The organism is Natrinema sp. 74 (assembly GCF_046097095.1).
Classification (GTDB): domain Archaea; phylum Halobacteriota; class Halobacteria; order Halobacteriales; family Natrialbaceae; genus Natrinema.
The window spans coordinates 450,242-467,223 of record NZ_CP175698.1 but is presented as its reverse complement, the minus strand read 5'-3'; the positions used below and the strand labels follow the sequence as shown (position 1 = coordinate 467,223).

Below are 16,982 nucleotides of genomic sequence, written 5' to 3'. Positions count from 1 at the left end.
CGTGGTTGCAAGCCGGGCCGCTATCAGCGTCTGTGCTGGACGATACCGTATGAGCATCAGTGAACGCGGAGCAGTTCCCTTCGCGAAGTCGGTCGTGACGGGAATCAAAGAGAAGAACGTGACGTTCATGGCGGCGAGCATCGCGTATCAGGCGTTCGTCTCGCTGATCCCGCTGCTCGTTCTCCTCTTTTTCCTCGTCTCGTTCGTCGGCGACCAGGCGCTTGCGACGAAGGTATCGTCGATGACCGAGGGATTCCTTCCTGAGAGCGGTCAGATGCTACTCAAGGAGGCGATTGGCGGCTCTGCGGGCAGCGTCGGAACGTCGATCATCGGCATCGTCGCCCTCCTGTGGGGGTCGCTGAAGATCTTCCGGGGGCTCGACACCGCGTTCTCGGAGATCTATGCGACGACGGCGGACAACTCCATCACCGACCAACTGCGCGACGGAGCCATCGTCTTTGGGGCGATCGGGATCGCGCTGGTCGCCGCGGCGGTGACAACCATCGTGTTCGCGTTCTTCCCCAACATTCCCTTTATCGGACTGTTGAATCCGCTGTTGCTCGTCGTCGGACTGACGATCGCCTTCCTGCCGATGTACTACTTCTTCCCGGACGTCGACGTCTCCGTCCGGCAGGTGCTGCCGGGCGTGATCGTCGCTGCCGTCGGCTGGGCGGCCCTCCAGTCGTTGTTCCAGATCTACGTCGCCCTCTCGAGTAGCTCCGAGTCGGCCGGGCCGGTCGGGGCGATTCTCCTCCTGTTGACATGGCTCTACTTCGGCGGGCTGATACTGCTCGTCGGGGCCGTCGTCAACGCCACCAACACCGACCACATCGAACTCGAGTCCGACGAGGCGGGCGCGGAGAATGAATCGCTCACGGGGATTCCCGAAGATCCGGACCGCGATCCGTTCGTCGACTCGACGGCGCGCGAGCGCGACCGACTCGAGGCGCGCATCACCGCGCTCCGACGGGATCGCGACCGACTGCAAAACGACCGAAAGGCGCAGCGAGCGCGTCGGTACCGCCTCGAAGATAGGGTCGACGAACTGGAGGAACGGATCGACCGGCTCGAGACCGAGAACGGCACTCTCGAGGCCGAGAACGAACGGCTCAGGCGCGAACTCGAGACCCGTCGGAGACCGCCGTGGCAACGGCGGCTCCGCGACACGTTAGACCGGGCGCGGACGCTGACGGTCGGCGTGGTCGGGAACCGGGACAAGTAGCCTCGAGTCGGGACACATTAGTGAGTTCCCGTCCCAGCGAAAATCGTGTCCCATCCAGTCCGGGCCGCCCGGCGTCGCATCCAGACCGAGCACGCGTCGGTCGTCGACGGGATCGACGCCTGCGCCGATGCGATCGCCGATCCCTGGGATACCGCTCGCACGACGGACAATCGGGCGGTGGCCGACGGGTTTCAACGAACCCTCGAGGAGACCGGCGTGCTCGCAGCGTTGCCCGGTGTCCTCGCTGACGCGGTCGACGCGGCCGGGTACGAACTCCGTGCTGCGCCCGTGCCGGCACCGCCGTACGTCGTCATAACGAGCCAGGGGCCCGTTCTCCGTGCGACGATCGATCCCGGACGGCTGGTGATCCGATTCAACGCCTTCGAGGTCGTTCGCGACCCCGACCCCGAACAGCCGCCGGCATACCGCCGGCTCGACGGGGTGGCGGTACTGGTCTCGCTCGAGCGCGAGTGAGCTAATAACTCGACCCACTATAGCGCCAGATATTGTTAACAGGCACTGCCATCAGGCGAGTTAGTTAACAATATCCTCCTTCTGGATAATAACTCTTATAGTCTGGAGCGGCCACGTCCGACTATGAAGCTGACACGACGCGCGCTGGTCGCGGGGGGAGCCGGCGCAGTCGCCACCGGAACCCTCTCCGGCTGTCTTGACGACATCGATACCGCAGACCGGTCCCTCGACGGCGGCTACGCCGCCTTCTTCACCCTCTGGGACTGGGCACAGCAGGTGAGCGGCGACGCCATCGACTTCGAGAACCCGGTCGGTACCGGGCAAGCCGGCCACGGCTGGTCGCCGAGCGGGGACCTCACCCGCGATATCGCCGACGCCGGCGCGTTCGTCTACTTCGACACGCCCGAGTTCTCGTGGGCACAGGATATCGCGGCGACGCTCGAGGCTGACTACGACGCCGTTGCCGTGATCGACGGATTGGAAGGGCTCGAAGACCAGTTACTCGGGTGGGATCACGAGGTCGATATCGGCGAACAAAACGGTCACAACAGCACCGACGGCCACGGGAACCACAGCGACGGTGGACACGGCCACGACGAGTCATCGATCGATCCCCACGTCTGGCTCGACCCCGTGCTCGCACAGGACATCGTCGGGACGATCGCCGACGGCCTCGCCGACGCCGACCCGGACAACGCCGAGACCTACGAGGAAAACGCCGCCGCGTATACGAGCGACCTCGAGGCCCTCGATCGGCAGTTCGAGGACCTGATCGACGCCGCGAACCGCCGGACCGCCGTCTACGCCGGTCACGACTCGTTTACCTATCTGCAAGAGCGGTACGGGTTCAAACTCCACACGCCGGCCGGCGTCTCCGCGCAGGCCAAAACCAGCAATAGCGATATCTCGGCAACGATCGATCTGGTCGACGACGAAGGGATCGAGACGATCCTCTACAGCCCCTTCGAGGCGGTCGACGGGCAGTACCCGCCGCTCGTCAACACCCTCCTTCGAGACACCGACGCAACCGACGCGATGCCCATCACCCACCTCTCGGGGACGCTCGCGAAGTGGCAGGACGAGGGCTGGGGCTACGTAGAGCAGATGCAAGAGATAAACGTTCCCGCGTTCAGGGAGGTACTAGACGCACAGTGACCGTGGCCGATCTCGAGAACGTGACCTTCGCCTACGGCGAGCAGCCGGCGGTGAAGGACGTCTCGCTGACGGTCGAGGACGGCGATTTTCTGGGACTAATCGGTCCCAACGGCTCGGGCAAGACGACGCTGTTGCACCTCATGCTCGGCCTGCGCAGCCCTGACAGCGGCTCGATCGAACTGTTCGGCGAGCCCGTCGACGACTTCGACGACGGCGAGCGGATCGGCTACGTCTCCCAGCAGGCGACCAGCGGCGGCGGCTCGATGCCGGTCACCGTCCGCGAGGCCGTCACCATGGGCCGGTTCGCCCACGCAGGCCACGGGCGACTGACCGACGAGGACCGCGCAGCCGTCGATAGCGCCCTCGAGACGGTCGACATCACTGAACTCGCGGATCGGCAGCTGAACCAGCTCTCGGGCGGCCAACGCCAGCGCGCCTACATCGCGCGGGCGCTGGCCTCCGAGGCCGACCTGCTGGCGTTAGACGAGCCCACCGTCGGAGTCGACGCCGAATCGCGTGATGCCTTTTATCAGCTCCTCGAGTCGCTCAACGAGGACGGAATCGCGATCGTCCTGATCGAGCACGACATCGGCGTTGTCACGGATCGGGCAACCCGGATCGCCTGCATCAACACGGAGCTGTACCACCACGGCGACACCGAATCGTTCGTCGAAAGCGACGCCTTGACCGAGGCCTACGGCGCGACGGGCCAGGTCGTCCATCACCACCACTAAGCGATGACCGGGAATCACACGCTTCGGCGACGGCTCGAGCACGTCGGCATCGGTCTGACCGCGCTCCTCGCGGTCGCGATGATCGGCCTGCTCGCGATCGACGCGCTGCGCGAGGCCCCGGTCGTCGGCGTCATATACGAACAGGCCCGGATCGCGGGCTGGTGGGCCGATCACTACCTCGGAACGAACGTCTTCTACCACCCGTTCATGTGGCGCTCGATCGCGACGGGAATCCTGATCGGGGTCGTCGCGCCGCTGGTCGGTACCTACCTCGTCCACCGCGAGATGGCCCTGATCGGCGAGACGCTGGCGCATACGGCCTTCGCCGGGGTCGCGGTCGGCCTACTGGTCCGTGGAGTGACCGGCTGGGAGGGGTCGCTGATGGTCATCGCGCTGGTCGTCGGGATCCTCGGTGCGCTGGGCGTCCAGTGGCTCGCCGAGCGGACCGACACCTACGGTGACGTGCCGATCGCGATCATGCTGACCGGCAGTTTCGCCGTTGGGACGCTGGTCATCAGCTACGGCCGCGGGATGACCGGTATCAACATCGAGGAGTACATCTTCGGTAGCATCTCCGTCGTCACGCCGTCGGGCGCACGACTAATGGCCGTCATCACCGTCCTCGTCGTCGCTGCCGTCGTCGCGACCTACAAGCAACTGCTCTTTATCACCTTCGACGAACAGGCCGCCCGCGTCGCACGCCTCGACGTGACCTGGTACAACACCTTGCTGATCGTACTGACCGCGGTGGTCGTCGTCGGCGCGATGCAAATCCTCGGCGTGATCCTCGTCGCCGCGATGCTCGTCGTCCCCGTCGCCGCCGCGACCCAGATCGCTCACAGTTTCCGCGAGACGCTGTTCCTGTCGATCCTGTTCGGCCAGGCCGCCGTCATCGGCGGTTTCGTCCTCGCGATCTCGCAGGAACTGCCGACCGGCGGCTCGATCGTCGTCGTCGCCATCGCCTGCTACCTGCTTGCGGTCGCGGCCTCGAGTCGCTCGACGGCGGCGATTTCGACGCATTAGCCGGTCTTCGTTCCCGTCTCCCCTGTTCCCGTGGCCATTCGGCGGGAACACGCCACACGCTTAACACCCTCCTCGGCGAACCCCTCGAGCGATGGGACGGTTATCCGCACTTTTCGATCCCGAGACCGTCGCCGTGGTCGGCGCGACCGACCGCGAGGGCGCGGTCGGCCGGGCGATCCTCGAGAATCTGCGCGATGAGTTCGCGGGCGAGGTCGTGCCGATCAACCCCTCACATGACGAGGTGCTCGGGCTCGAGTGCTATCCGGACGCGCAGAGCGCACCGCCGATCGAGCTGGCGGTGGTCGTCGTCCCGCCCGATATCGTACTCGAGTCGATCCGCGAACTCGCCGCGGCGGGCACCGAAAACGTCGTCGTCATCACCGCCGGTTTCTCGGAGACGGGCAGCGAGGGGGCCACACGCGAGCGACGGCTCCGCGAACTCGCCGCGGAACACGACCTCAACGTCGTCGGCCCCAACAGCTTGGGAATTATGTCGACGCCGACGGGATTGAACGCCACGTTCGGCCCCGAGAGCGCGCTCGAGGGCTCGATCTCCTTTATGAGTCAGTCGGGGGCGTTCATCACCGCCGTCCTCGACTGGGCCAACGACCAGGAGATCGGCTTTCGGGACGTGGTCTCGCTTGGCAACAAGTCCGTCTTAGACGAGACGGACTTCGTCCGCGAGTGGGGCGACGATCCCGCCACCGACGTGATCATCGGCTACCTCGAGGACATCGAGGATGGGCAGGAATTCCTCGAAGCCGCCCGCGAGGTGACGACCGACACGCCGATCGTCCTCGTCAAGTCCGGTCGGACCGACGCCGGCGCGCAGGCGGCTTCCTCGCATACCGGCGCGATCGCGGGCAGCGAGCGGGCCTACGAGGCGGGCCTCGAGCAGGCCGGCGTCGTCCGCGCGCGCTCGGTTCAGGAGTTGTTCGATTACGCGCGTGCACTCTCGGGGCTACCCGAACCTGAAACCGACGGCGTCGCCGTCGTCACCAACGCGGGCGGCCCCGGCGTGCTCACGACCGACGCCGTCGGCGACTCGCGCCTCGAGATGGCCTCTTTCACCGACGAGACGATCGACCGGCTCGCCGAGGCGATGCCAGACGAGGCCAACGTCTACAATCCGATCGACGCGATCGGCGACGCCGACGTCGAGCGCTTCGGCGAGGCCCTCGAGATCGCGCTCGACGACCCCAACGTCGGCAGCGCGATCGTCGTCGCCGCGCCGACGGCGGTGCTGTCCTACGACGACCTCGCCGAGACGGTCATCGACGAACTCGAGGTCCACGAGACGCCGGTCGTCACCTGCCTGATGGGCGGCGAACGGGCGCGCGAGGCCGAGGACCGGCTGCGCGACTCGGGGATTCCGAACTACTTCGATCCCTCGCGGGCGGTGGCCGGACTCGACGCGTTGGCGCGGTTCCGAGACATCCGCGAGCGAACGGTCGCCGAACCGACGACGTTCGACGTCGACCGCGAACGCGCTCGTGAGATTCTAGCGCGGACGAAGCGCCGGGACGACAACCGGCTCGGCGTCGAGTCGATGGCCCTGCTCGAGGCCTACGGGATTCCGACGCCCGCGGGCGAGATCGTCGACGATCCCGACCGCGCCCGCGAGGTGGCGGCGGGGATCGACGGCGACGTCGTCCTCAAGATCGTCAGCCCCGATATCTCGCATAAGTCCGACATCGGCGGGGTCAAGGTCGGCGTGGCCGACGAGGACGTCTACGACGCCTACGAGGACGTCGTCGCCCGAGCGCGCAACTACCAGCCCGACGCGACGATCGTCGGTGTCCAAGTGCAGGCACTGCTCGACCTCGAGTCGGCCACCGAGACCATCGTCGGGATGAACCGCGACCCGCAGTTCGGCCCGCTGTTGCTGTTCGGCCTCGGCGGCATCTTCGTCGAGATTCTGGAGGACACGGCGGTCCGCGTGGCCCCGATCGGCGAAGGCGAGGCCCGCGCAATGGTCGACGAGGTCAAAGCCGCGCCGCTGTTGCGCGGTGCTCGCGGCCGCGAACCGGCCGACGTCGAGGGCGTCGTGGAGACCATCCAGCGACTCTCTCAGCTGGTGACCGACTTCCCGGCGATCCTCGAGCTTGACGTGAACCCGCTCGTGGCCGGCCCGGACGGCGTACAGGCGGTCGACCTGCGACTCACCGTCGACCCGGACGAACTCGACACGGAGGAACCATGACCGACACCGACTCAGCCCCCGACCCGACCGACGCCGACACAGAGAACGACACCGAGACGACCGCGGCGGACCGCGACGCCGACACGCTGCTCGTCGCCTCGCTCGCCGAAAGCACCGGCAAGACCGCGATCGCGCTGGCGCTCGCCCGGCTCGCACAGGAGGCGGGCGACAACGTCGGCTACATGAAACCCAAGGGGACCCGGCTGCAGAGCAACGTCGGGAAGACCTTAGACGAGGATCCGCTGCTCGCCCGTGAGGTGCTCGGGCTCGAGGCCGAGATGCACGACTTAGAGCCCGTCGTCTACTCGCCGACGTTCATCGAGCAGGCGATCCGCGGCCGCGAGGAGCCGGACGACCTCCGCGAGCGCGTCCGGGAGGCCTTCGAGACGCTCGCGGCGGACCGCGATCGCATGTTCGTCGAGGGCGGCGGACGATACGATGTCGGCGGCATCGTCGATCTGGCAGACGCCGATATCGCCGACCTCTTCGATGCGCGCGTGCTGCTGATCGCGCCCTACGAGGTCCCCGCGGACGTCGACGACGTCATCGCCGCCGCCGACAGATTCGGTGCTCGGCTCGCGGGCGTCGTCTTCAACGACGTCTCCGACGCGGCCTTCGACGGCCTTGAGACGGACGCGATTCCGTTCCTCGAGGATCGCGGAATTCCGGTCCGCGGCGTCCTCCCGAACGAACGCGAACTCTCGGGTGTGACGGTCGCCGAACTCGCGGACGAACTCGGTGCCGAAACCCTCGTCGACGAGGGACAAGACGCCTACGTCGAGCGGTTCGCCGTCGGCGCGATGGGTGCCGACAGCGCCCTGCGACGCTTCCGTCGGACGAAAAACGCCGCCGTGATCACCGGCGGCGACCGCGCCGAAATCCACACCGCCGCGCTCGAGGCCCCCGGTGTCCGCTGTCTCATCCTCACCGGTGGCCACCGGCCCTCGGGGGCGATCCTCGGCCAGGCCAGTGAGAAGGGCGTGCCAATCCTCGCGGTCCGGACGGACACGCTCGCGACCGTCGAGCGCGCCGAAGACGTGATTCGAAGCGGCCGGACGCGGGACGCCGAAACCGTCGACCGGATGCGGCGGCTGTTGGCCGACCACGCCGCGGTCGACGCGATTCTCGAGTAGACTCGGGGTCGAGACGGTCGCCGATACCGACCTGCTCGGCCGCGTCGTCGCGCCCAGTCGACTCGACGACGCGGTCTGCGATGTCGCGAGTCGGATCGCCGTCCGGGATCCGAACGCGGTCGCGCAAACGAATCGGACGATGGGCAGCCATCGGGCCGACGAGATCGCTCGCGGTGGTTCTCGGGGGGCAGGCTCCCGGATACGAGTGGCCGCGCTCGAGTCGACGCCACCACGTTCGTCGACGTGACTGTCACGTCTGACCAAGAATTAAGAGTCCACCACGCATGGGGCCAGACATGGACGACATTTCCCAGGAGATCACGTCGCTCGTCGGCCGCGAGGTGTACTCGAACAACGGCGTCTTCGTCGGCGAAGTCGAGGACCTCCGGCTGAACGTCGACGACGAGGCCGTCACCGGACTCGCGCTCTCGAATCTCAACAGCGAACTGTTCGCGGACGAAGCCCGCAGCGGGCAGGGCATCATCGTTCCTTACCGCTGGGTGCGATCGGTCGGCGACATCATCCTCATCAACGACGTGGTCGAGCGCGTCCGCGAACCCGACGAAGAAGAAGACGAACTGCTGGCCTAGCTTTCTTCAGCCGCCGTTCGAGCCTTCGCTACTTCCCTCGACACCCATCGCATCGAACAGCGTCCGCTTGACCGCTTCTTCGGTCAGTTCGAGTAGCGTCTCTCGTGTGTCTTCCGAAATTTCGATGCCGGTGAAGATGCCGAGCGGGATCTCCGCGCTGGCCTGCGTGGAGTGGCCCGCCGTCTCGCCGATCTCGCCGTAGGCGTCGTCTAAGACTTTCCCGATGTTGATGCGGATGTCCTTCGAGCGGCCGGCGAGGAAGATCGTCTCGTCGGCGATGCCGAAGACGGCGGTCGTGGTGACGCCCTCGAGGTTCAGCAGGTGGCTCGCGGCCTGAGTCAGCGCCTCGCGGTCGCGGACGAAGCCGGCGTTAGAGACGAGGTGACTCCCCTGGACGTCGCGGTTCGTGATGGCCTCCGCGAGCACGTCGAGCGTCTCGGGGGACATCGACGGGGATTCGACCTGTTCTAAGGTGTCGTGGTTCGCGAACGGATAGAGGTAGGCAGCGGCGGTCAGATCGGCGGGGGTAGTGTCGCGTTTGAAATCCAGCGTCTCCGCGCGAATCCCGTAGAGTAAGGCGGTGGCGACCTCTTCGGAGACGTTCATGTCGAATTCCTGAATGTACTTCGTCATGATCGTCGACGTCGAGGACATGTTCGGCCGAATATCGACGAATTCGGGTTCGACCCCGTCCTCGAACTCCGCCTCGTGGTGGTCGATGACGATGTCCACCGGGAGTTCCATCTCGCTCGAGGTGGCGTGATCGACCAGCGCTACGGTGTCGTAGATCGAGTGGTCCTCGATCTCGTCCCACTGGACGAGGTCGATCCCGAGTAAATTGACGAACGCGCGGTTTTCCTGGTGTCCGACATCGCCCAGATAGATGATATCGGACTCGACGCCGAGATGGTCGGCGATCGCTTGTAGGGCCGCCGCGCTGGCGATCGAGTCCGGATCGGGGCTGTCCTGGGTGACGATCGCCAGCCGCGTCGCGGTCTCCTCGACGATCCCGGCAAGCTTGCCCGCGTTGTACTCGAGTTCGCCCGACTCGAGGGCCCGCAGCGCGGACTCGGCGATGACCGAGGAGGGGTTGATGACGACATCGGCGCCGAGTTCGGAGAGTTCGTCGCCGGAGACGGGGTCGCTCGCACGGGCGACGATAAACTGGTTCTCGCTGCCGTTGCGGATGTGTTCAACGGCGCGCTTGTTGGATTCGACATCCGAGGCGAGAATGAGAACGACGTCCCGGTCGACCACCAGTTCCGCGACCTCGGGTTCTCGGATATCGGCCGCTCGAGCGTCTAGGTCCTGATCCCGGAGGGATTCGACGCGGCTCTCGTCGCGATCGATAATCGAGACGTCCTTGCCCTGTTCGACGAGTTCCTCCGCGACGGCATACCCCACGCTGCCACAGCCCAAGATAGCGTAGTCAGAGATCGACGAGATCGTAACCCCCGTACTCATATGCCCGAGTGGTCGGACCGACCGCACTTAACGCTCCCGAAGAATGGCACGGACTGACTGTGGAACTGGACGACTCGAGGCAGATGCCAGTCGTTCGTGGACCACTGCCACGGTGCCCGCCAAGGGAAACGTATTTCAACGACCGAGGGAAAGTCGCAGGTACAGGGCCGGTAGCTCAGTCCGGCAGAGCGTCTGACTCTTAATCAGACGGTCGCGTGTTCAAATCGCGCCCGGCCCGCTTTCTGACGGCGAACAAATTCGTGAGGTGCAATTCCGTGAGCGAGGGCCATTCCTGTGGTGGCCACGTTCGTCTCCGCGTCGCCGACAACCGCTTTCTCGAGCCGCGAACGGCCGACCTATAAGACGACCCATAGCGTACGCTCGAGCCACAATGCCTGTCGACGACGAGGGACTCACGTTCGAGCGCATCGGCCACGCGAGCGTCCGACTCGAGACCGAGAACGGAACCGTCATCTACGTCGATCCGTGGGGCGAGGTGCTCGAGGGCGCTCCGGGCGACGGCGACGTGGTGTTCGTCACGCACGACGATTACGATCACTACGATCCGGACGCCATCGAGGCCGTCGCCGGATCGGACGCGACCGTCGCCGTCTACGAGGGGGTCGACACCACGGCTCTCGCGTTCGACGTCGTCGACCTGCCCCTCGAGGGGGAAACGACCGTCGCGGGAATCGACGTGCGGACGGTGCCGGCCTATAACGATCCCGAGGGCGAGCACGTCGACGACGACGAGAATCCGTTCCACGCCGAGGGCGAGGTGATCGGCCTGCTGTTGCCGATCGACGGGACGACCGTCTTCTTCCCGTCGGACACGGACTTTCTCGCCCATCACGAGTCGATCTCGGCGGACGTGTTCGTCCCGCCGATCGGCGGCCACTTCACGATGGACCGTCAGGAGGCCGCGGACTTCGCCCGGAGCGTCGATCCCGATCTCGTGTTGCCCGAACACTACGACACCTTCGAGCCGATCGAGACCGACGCCGAGGCGTTCGCCGACGACCTCGAGGCGGACGGGATTCGCGTCGAACTGTTCTGACGACGCGGTGCTCGAACGTCGAACGCAGGGACAGGGGTTGCGGGACGAAACCAATTATGGTTACTCATCCACAATATTGGAACCGATACAAGTTATATTTATACTGGCGATCGAACGGGATGTATGCGCAGTTGCGACGGCCGTATCGGCGCGTTCGCGACGGGCCGTCGAACGGTCCTCGCCGCGACCGGCGGGCTGACGGCCGGCCTGCTCGGCACGGCGGGCTGTCTCGAGAGCGGTAACGCCGTTCACGTGCTCGCCGCGGGCAGCTTGGCCGTCCCCCTCGAGGAGGGCGTCGGGACGGCCTTCGAGTCCGAAACTGACGCCCACTACGAAGGCGAGTACTACGGGACCAACGCCGTGTTGCGGTTCGTCGAAGACGGAACGAAGCATCCGGACGTGGTGATCGGGGCCGATGTCGAACTCCTGCGCGAGCGGCTCTATCCGGACCGCGTCGACTGGGACGCCGAATTCGCGGCCAACGAGGTCGTCGTCGCCTACGCACCGGCGACGGAACTCGGTCGACGGCTCGCGGCCGGCGAGCCGTGGTACGAGGTCTTCGCCGACGCCGATACAGGCGAGATCGCCATCAGCGATCCGAACCTCGATCCGCTTGGCTACCGGGCGATCCTCCTGTTTGAACTCGCCGAGCGCGAACACGGCCTCGAGGGCTTTCGCGACGCGATGGCCGACACGGTCTACCGCGAACCCGACGAGCCGCGACTGCTCGCCGGCGTCGAGAACGGAAATCGGGCCTGCGCGGTCGCCTACAGTAACATGGCCGCCGAACGCGACGTCGCGGTCCGCAAACTATCCGACGCCTATAACTTCGGAAATCCAGCGTACGCCGAGCGCTACGCCCGGGTGAGCTACACGACCGAGAGCGGCCACACCGTCCGCGGGTCGCCGGTGGTCTACGACGCGACGGTCTTGACCGACGCACGCAACCCGGGCGCGGGCCGAGAGTTCGTCTCGTTCCTGCTTGAGCGCGACGATCTGCTCGCCAACCACGGGCTACGCGTCGGCGACTCGATGCCGCGGTTCCACGGCGATCCTCCGGAGGCGATCCAGCCGTGAGCCGCTCGAATCGTCGTCGCGACGGGGTATCGAGCGGCGACGATTCGATCGATGACGCTGCGTCCGACGATACCGCGAGTCGGTTCGGCGGCCTCGAGCGGTCGCCCGTCGAGATCGCCGTGCCGGCGCTGCTCGGCGGCGTCTTGCTCGCGTACTTCATCGTTCCCGTCGCCGTCTTTCTGTCGCAGGCCAGCGAGGTGGACGTCGTCGCCGCGATCGCCGATCCGGCGATTCGGGACGCCATCGCGACCTCGCTGCTGACGGCACCGATTTCGACGGCCATCGCGACCATCTTCGGCGTCCCGCTGGCGTACGTCCTCTCGCGGGCCTCGTTTCGCGGCAAGGGGCTGCTCGAGGCCGCCGTCTTGCTCCCACTGGTCGTGCCGCCGATCGTCGGCGGCGTGATGCTGTTGACCGTCGTCGGCCGCTATACGCCGATCGGTGCGGCCGCGGCGGCGCTGGGCGTGTCGTTGACCGGCAGTTACCTCGGCGTAATCCTCGCCCAAACGTTCGTCGCCGCACCGTTTCTCGTTGTCACCGCTCGCGCTGGCTTCGACGGCGTCGATCCCCGACTCGAGGAGGCCGCCCGGACGCTTGGCTACGGCCGCCTGCGGACGATTCAGCTCGTCTCGCTGCCGTTGGCGCGTGATGCCATCGCCGCCGGTATCGTCCTGACGTTCGTTCGGGCGATCGGCGAGTTCGGCGCGACGATGATGGTCGCGTACACGCCGCGAACGATGCCAACCCAGATCCGCGTCTCGTTTATCGCTCGCGGCGTCGATGCGATCGTGCCGATCGCACTCGCCTTGCTCGCGATCGCGGTGATCGTCGTCGTCGCCGTCCAGGTACTAATCGGCACACCGCGTCGGCAGTGAACTACCCTACCCTACTCGCTCACTAATCCGGCGTGTTGACGTCGCCACGTTCGGCTTCGATCGAAGAATGATAAGCTATCGTGTAATTCACTCTGACCGCCTCTAAGCACTTTGGAAACGGGGTTATGGATACTGTCGTCCTATCCCTGAGTGAGACCCATGACATCCATCGCAGACATCGAGATTTCGGCCGACGGAACCGGAACCGGGCAGCTGTTCGAGGCCGTCCCCACGCTTTCCTGTGAAATGGAGCGGGTGATCGCCTCGAGCGGCCACGGACTCTGGTTATCGGGTCCGTCGCAGTCGGAGATCGAGGACGCGCTCGTGGAGGCGGGCGCGATCGGGACCCACTCGCGGATCAGCAGCGACGAGGACCGCTGGCTCTACGATATCGAATTCGAGCCGGACACGGTCGACCCCTTCGAGATCGTCCTCGAGGAAGGCGGCACGGTGCTGAGCGCCTCGGCCTCGAACGGAACGTGGCTGCTGAGCGTTCGCGTCGTCGACCGCGAGAGCGTCAGTTCGTTGTACGACCGCCTCGACGACAACGACGTGACGCCGACGATCGTCCGACTGTTCGATCTCGCCGAAGAGACCCACTCCCAGTGTGGCCTCACCACCCGCCAGTACGAGACGCTGGTCGCCGCGATCGATCACGGCTACTTCGAAATCCCCCGCGAGGTCTCGATGCAGGAGCTCTCCGAGGAACTCGGCATCTCCCATCAAGCGCTCTCCGAGCGTCTTCGCCGGGCCTACCGCGCACTGGTCACATCGGAACTCGACGTGACCGAAGAGGACGCTGCCGTATCGCCCGTCCCGTCGAACTGAGCCGACTGACCTACCGGCCGTTGTGCCGACTCGATGCGTTCCACCGGTCGTGAAGCCAGCGGCACCCTCGAGCCGCTGGCCGAGACGCCCGCTCGCGAGGACGTGGTCACCCCCCATTCTCGATGGCCGAAGTCCGAACGCCGAATAACCGAGCCCGACGCGCGGGCGCTCGAGCCGTCTGCGTTTGCAAGCACTACGTCCTTGCGCGAATCCGTCGACGGCACTGTTGCCATGTCTCCTCAATTTAACGACGACGACGTCGGCAAGCGCGTCGTCAACGCCGACGGCGACGAAATCGGAATCATCGGCGATGTCGAACACGGAACGGCCCACGTCGAACCCGATCCCGGAATCACCGATACGATCAAAGCGAAACTCGGCTGGAGCGGAACCGACGACGACGCCTATCCGCTACAGGAGGAAGCGGTCGCCCGAGTGACGGACGACGAGGTCCGTCTCGAGCGCGACCTCGAAGGGAGCGGCTCCGGAACGACGACATCGGGTACGGCCACCGGCGTAGGCGAGACGAGTTCGGAACCGACGACCGGGACCGACACCGGTGCTGGAACGACCGAGACCGATCGAGATCGAGGAATCGACCGCGACGAAGACGATATCAGCGGCACCGACGACGTAGAACAGGTCCGCGAGGACGAAGACGACGAACTCCTCGGCGACGATGACGGCGACCGGCGTCGGTGACGACGACCTCCGATCGGCTCCCGTATATCGGCGCTGAGATCGACGGCGAGCCCGCCGGCCGTCGGTTCCGACGGAAACCGCCGCGGTGGCTCACCGACCGTCGCCCCTAGACGAGGGCGTCCCGGAACGGCCGTGCCGGCTCACTCTCGCTCGGCGTTGCGCTCTTCACTGCGGTTCCCAGCGGGCCGTTGCTGTGTCCCCTCGGTCGAGATGTCCACCTCTTCCATCTCGCCCATCTCGTCGGTGCGGCGTCGCTCGCCACGGTCGCGCTCGTTGGCCCGCTCCGATTCGGGACCGCGCGCGGCCGACTGGCCAGTGTGTTCCCGTCCCTGCGGACTCGGTCGGCCCCGCTCGCTCCGTTCGCGGCGGTCGGTATCGAGCCGCTGGGAGTAGCCTTCCGGCGGTCGACCCTGCTCGGACTGGGGCTGTGGCGGCTGCTGCTGTGTCGCCCGGTCTCCCCCTTGCTCACCGCCTCGAGCCGGTGTGCCGGGCTGCATCTCCTGTGGCTGCCGTGACCGCGACTGCTGCGGGGGCTGTGCTTGCTCTCGTTGCCGCTCGGCGGAACCCGTCGGCGGTGCGCGACCGGGCTCCTGTCGCGATCGGTCGGGGCCGCCCTGCTGGGACCGGTCCTCGAACTGGTCGGTCGACTGAGGCTGGCGCTCGATGCCGGACGCGCCGGCCGGTTCGCCGCCGTATTCGCCCGGCGAGACCCACTCGCCGGTTTCTGGATACTGCTCTCGAGATCGACCGGTCGGCCCGCCCTGTCCGGTCGTCTGCGCCTGCGGTTGGGGCTGTGTCTGCGGTCGCTGCCCGCTCGTCGGTCCGGTCATCGCCTGGCTCTCGGTCTGCTGGTCACCGAACTGCTGGCCCCCAGCGCGGCCTGTCGACGGCTGCTGATCCATGCCGTGTTCGCTCATCCGTCCGCGGCCCGGCTGCTGTCCCGTCTCCTGCATCTGGCCCGGCTGCTGTCCCATCTCCTGCATCCGGCTCTCCATCTGCTCCATCTGGGCCATCTGGGGCTGTGCTGCGGCCTCGAAGCCTTCTTCCATCACCTGCTCCATCTCCGGCATCATTTCCTCCATACCCTGCAGATAGCTCTCCATCATCGACTCCGTAAACTGCGGACCCGGTGTGTTCTCGAGCATCGACTTCGTCATCTCGAGGCCCTGTTGCTGGGCGATCTCCTGCCATCTGATCGCGCTCAGCGTCATCTGTGCCATGTTACGCTGGAGGTCGATGAGTTGCTCGAACGCCTGCCGGCTCTGGTTCATCGTCGATTCCGCCATCCGTTCGGTGTCCGTCGACTGCTGGGATCGGTGTTGTCTCATAGTACTCACCCCAGGTCGCATCCGGCAACGACCCTGGTTCACGATTGCGCGCGACCGAGACGCAAATAAAGGGCGGCGTCAGTTCCGTTCAGAAGCACGCGTCCAATCGCTCGTAAACGGCCAGCCCCCGGACCGCTCGGGGTGTCGCGAGACCACCAGCCGTCTCGCGGGTCCGTCGTAGTAATCGAGTTCTACGGTGCGGAAATATCGTCTTGAGACCGAAACCAGCGGTCGACGCGAAGCGCCCGACCGACGGGTCGGCGATCAGGTGTCTCCGCCGGCGTTCGGGTCACCGTGGGTAACTCCCTCACGCTCGTCGGCGCGCCGCCGCCGCAACGCCGCCCGCCCGTTGCTCGCCTCGTAACCGAAGAGGACACCCTCGGCGTACTCCTCGGCGACCTCGGTCGCGTGAATCAGGTTGTCGATATCGACGTTCACCGCGTACAGCTCGATAGTAAACGGCGTCTCGAGGGTGCTCTGGAACCCTTTTGCGATCGTCTCGAGCCAGTAGGTCGTCCCGTAAGCCGTGTCGTACAGCGGGACGACGAACTCGTCGACGTACTCCTCGATCGCCTCGAGGTCGATACCGGCGCGCTCGTAGAGGTGACCGGGATACGGATCGGGATAGAGCGTCATGTAAACCTTCCCGGGGATGCGCTCGGCGGCTTCTTCGACGAAGTCGGTGATGACGCCGGCGCGCCACGCCATGCGGTCGTCGTACTCGCTTTCGTCGAACGCGCGCTCACAGACGCCACAGCGACAGTACTCCGCGCGGGGGAAGCCGATGTCGTCGAGGCGAACGTCCTCGTTTTCGGCGACGCAGTCGTCGATGACCTCGAACAGGCCCTCGCGGTAGTCCGCCCGCGAGGGACAGATGTAGGCCCAGTCGAAGTACGAGCGCTGCCGGTCGGCCGGCCGGCCCATATCGTCGACGGGAACAAGCGACGGGTCGGCGTCGGCGGCGGCGTTGTCGCCGAAACAGGAGACCATGTTTACCCCGTCTGCGATCGGTTCGGCAGACCGGCCGGTCACGTCTTTGACTTCGTAGAAGCCGCGGTCGAACTCCGGCCACCGTACTTCTTCGGCGTTACGGGTGACGACGCCGTACATAGCCTAG

The 16,982-nt window shown here is 66.0% G+C and carries 16 protein-coding genes and 1 tRNA gene; 14 read left to right on the top strand and 3 right to left on the bottom strand.

Annotation, left to right across the window (positions count from 1 at the left end; genetic code table 11):
* Positions 1–49: 49 nt before the first annotated feature.
* From ACJ70B_RS02320 to ACJ70B_RS02285, 8 genes are all read left to right on the top strand, one after another.
* Entirely contained in the window at positions 50–1,222 is a 1,173-nt protein-coding gene (locus tag ACJ70B_RS02320; RefSeq protein ID WP_408958804.1) for a YhjD/YihY/BrkB family envelope integrity protein, read from the top strand.
* Positions 1,223–1,267: 45 nt separating this feature from the next.
* On the top strand, positions 1,268–1,696 hold the full coding sequence (locus ACJ70B_RS02315) for a hypothetical protein (protein WP_408958803.1): 429 nt from the start codon (positions 1,268–1,270) through the stop codon (positions 1,694–1,696).
* Between the two features lie 123 nt (positions 1,697–1,819).
* Positions 1,820–2,851, top strand: coding sequence for a metal ABC transporter substrate-binding protein (locus ACJ70B_RS02310; RefSeq protein ID WP_408958802.1), 1,032 nt, complete (start codon positions 1,820–1,822; stop codon positions 2,849–2,851).
* Complete coding sequence (locus ACJ70B_RS02305) at positions 2,848–3,585, top strand: metal ABC transporter ATP-binding protein (RefSeq protein ID WP_408958801.1); 738 nt, start codon at positions 2,848–2,850, stop codon at positions 3,583–3,585. Before ACJ70B_RS02310 ends, ACJ70B_RS02305 begins: the two co-directional genes overlap by 4 nt.
* Positions 3,586–3,588: 3 nt before the next feature.
* Positions 3,589–4,608, top strand: a complete 1,020-nt coding sequence (locus tag ACJ70B_RS02300) for a metal ABC transporter permease (RefSeq protein WP_408958800.1) — start codon at positions 3,589–3,591, stop codon at positions 4,606–4,608.
* Between the two features lie 91 nt (positions 4,609–4,699).
* A complete protein-coding gene (locus ACJ70B_RS02295) occupies positions 4,700–6,811 on the top strand; it encodes an acetate--CoA ligase family protein (RefSeq protein WP_408958799.1) in 2,112 nt (703 codons plus the stop codon).
* A complete protein-coding gene (locus ACJ70B_RS02290; RefSeq protein ID WP_408958798.1) occupies positions 6,808–7,944 on the top strand; it encodes a phosphotransacetylase family protein in 1,137 nt (378 codons plus the stop codon). Before ACJ70B_RS02295 ends, ACJ70B_RS02290 begins: the two co-directional genes overlap by 4 nt.
* 296 nt (positions 7,945–8,240) lie before the next feature.
* Positions 8,241–8,534 (top strand): PRC-barrel domain-containing protein, encoded by a 294-nt coding sequence (locus ACJ70B_RS02285; RefSeq protein WP_408958797.1) that lies wholly within the window; start codon positions 8,241–8,243, stop codon positions 8,532–8,534.
* 6 nt (positions 8,535–8,540) lie between these two features.
* On the opposite strand, the gene ACJ70B_RS02280 is transcribed toward ACJ70B_RS02285, so the two are convergent.
* Positions 8,541–9,998 (bottom strand): DHH family phosphoesterase, encoded by a 1,458-nt coding sequence (locus ACJ70B_RS02280; protein ID WP_408958796.1) that lies wholly within the window; start codon positions 9,996–9,998, stop codon positions 8,541–8,543.
* A 164-nt stretch (positions 9,999–10,162) separates the two neighbouring features.
* Between ACJ70B_RS02280 and ACJ70B_RS02275 the strand changes: the two genes are divergently transcribed.
* From ACJ70B_RS02275 to ACJ70B_RS02250, 6 genes are all read left to right on the top strand, one after another.
* Positions 10,163–10,236 (top strand) — tRNA-Lys (locus ACJ70B_RS02275).
* Between the two features lie 153 nt (positions 10,237–10,389).
* Positions 10,390–11,055, top strand: coding sequence for an MBL fold metallo-hydrolase (locus ACJ70B_RS02270; RefSeq protein ID WP_408958795.1), 666 nt, complete (start codon positions 10,390–10,392; stop codon positions 11,053–11,055).
* A 123-nt stretch (positions 11,056–11,178) separates the two neighbouring features.
* Positions 11,179–12,132 (top strand): extracellular solute-binding protein, encoded by a 954-nt coding sequence (locus tag ACJ70B_RS02265; protein WP_408958794.1) that lies wholly within the window; start codon positions 11,179–11,181, stop codon positions 12,130–12,132.
* Positions 12,129–13,007 (top strand): ABC transporter permease, encoded by an 879-nt coding sequence (locus tag ACJ70B_RS02260; RefSeq protein WP_408958793.1) that lies wholly within the window; start codon positions 12,129–12,131, stop codon positions 13,005–13,007. Before ACJ70B_RS02265 ends, ACJ70B_RS02260 begins: the two co-directional genes overlap by 4 nt.
* 159 nt (positions 13,008–13,166) lie before the next feature.
* On the top strand, positions 13,167–13,835 hold the full coding sequence (locus tag ACJ70B_RS02255; RefSeq protein WP_408958792.1) for a helix-turn-helix domain-containing protein: 669 nt from the start codon (positions 13,167–13,169) through the stop codon (positions 13,833–13,835).
* 33 nt (positions 13,836–13,868) lie between these two features.
* Positions 13,869–14,537 (top strand): hypothetical protein, encoded by a 669-nt coding sequence (locus ACJ70B_RS02250; protein ID WP_408958791.1) that lies wholly within the window; start codon positions 13,869–13,871, stop codon positions 14,535–14,537.
* A 140-nt stretch (positions 14,538–14,677) separates the two neighbouring features.
* Here the strand turns inward: ACJ70B_RS02250 and ACJ70B_RS02245 are convergent, their stop codons facing one another.
* On the bottom strand, positions 14,678–15,865 hold the full coding sequence (locus ACJ70B_RS02245; RefSeq protein WP_408958790.1) for a hypothetical protein: 1,188 nt from the start codon (positions 15,863–15,865) through the stop codon (positions 14,678–14,680).
* A gap of 264 nt (positions 15,866–16,129) precedes the next feature.
* Positions 16,130–16,975: a hypothetical protein gene (locus ACJ70B_RS02240; protein ID WP_408958789.1), complete on the bottom strand. Its 846-nt coding sequence runs from the start codon at positions 16,973–16,975 to the stop codon at positions 16,130–16,132.
* Positions 16,976–16,982: the final 7 nt, after the last annotated feature.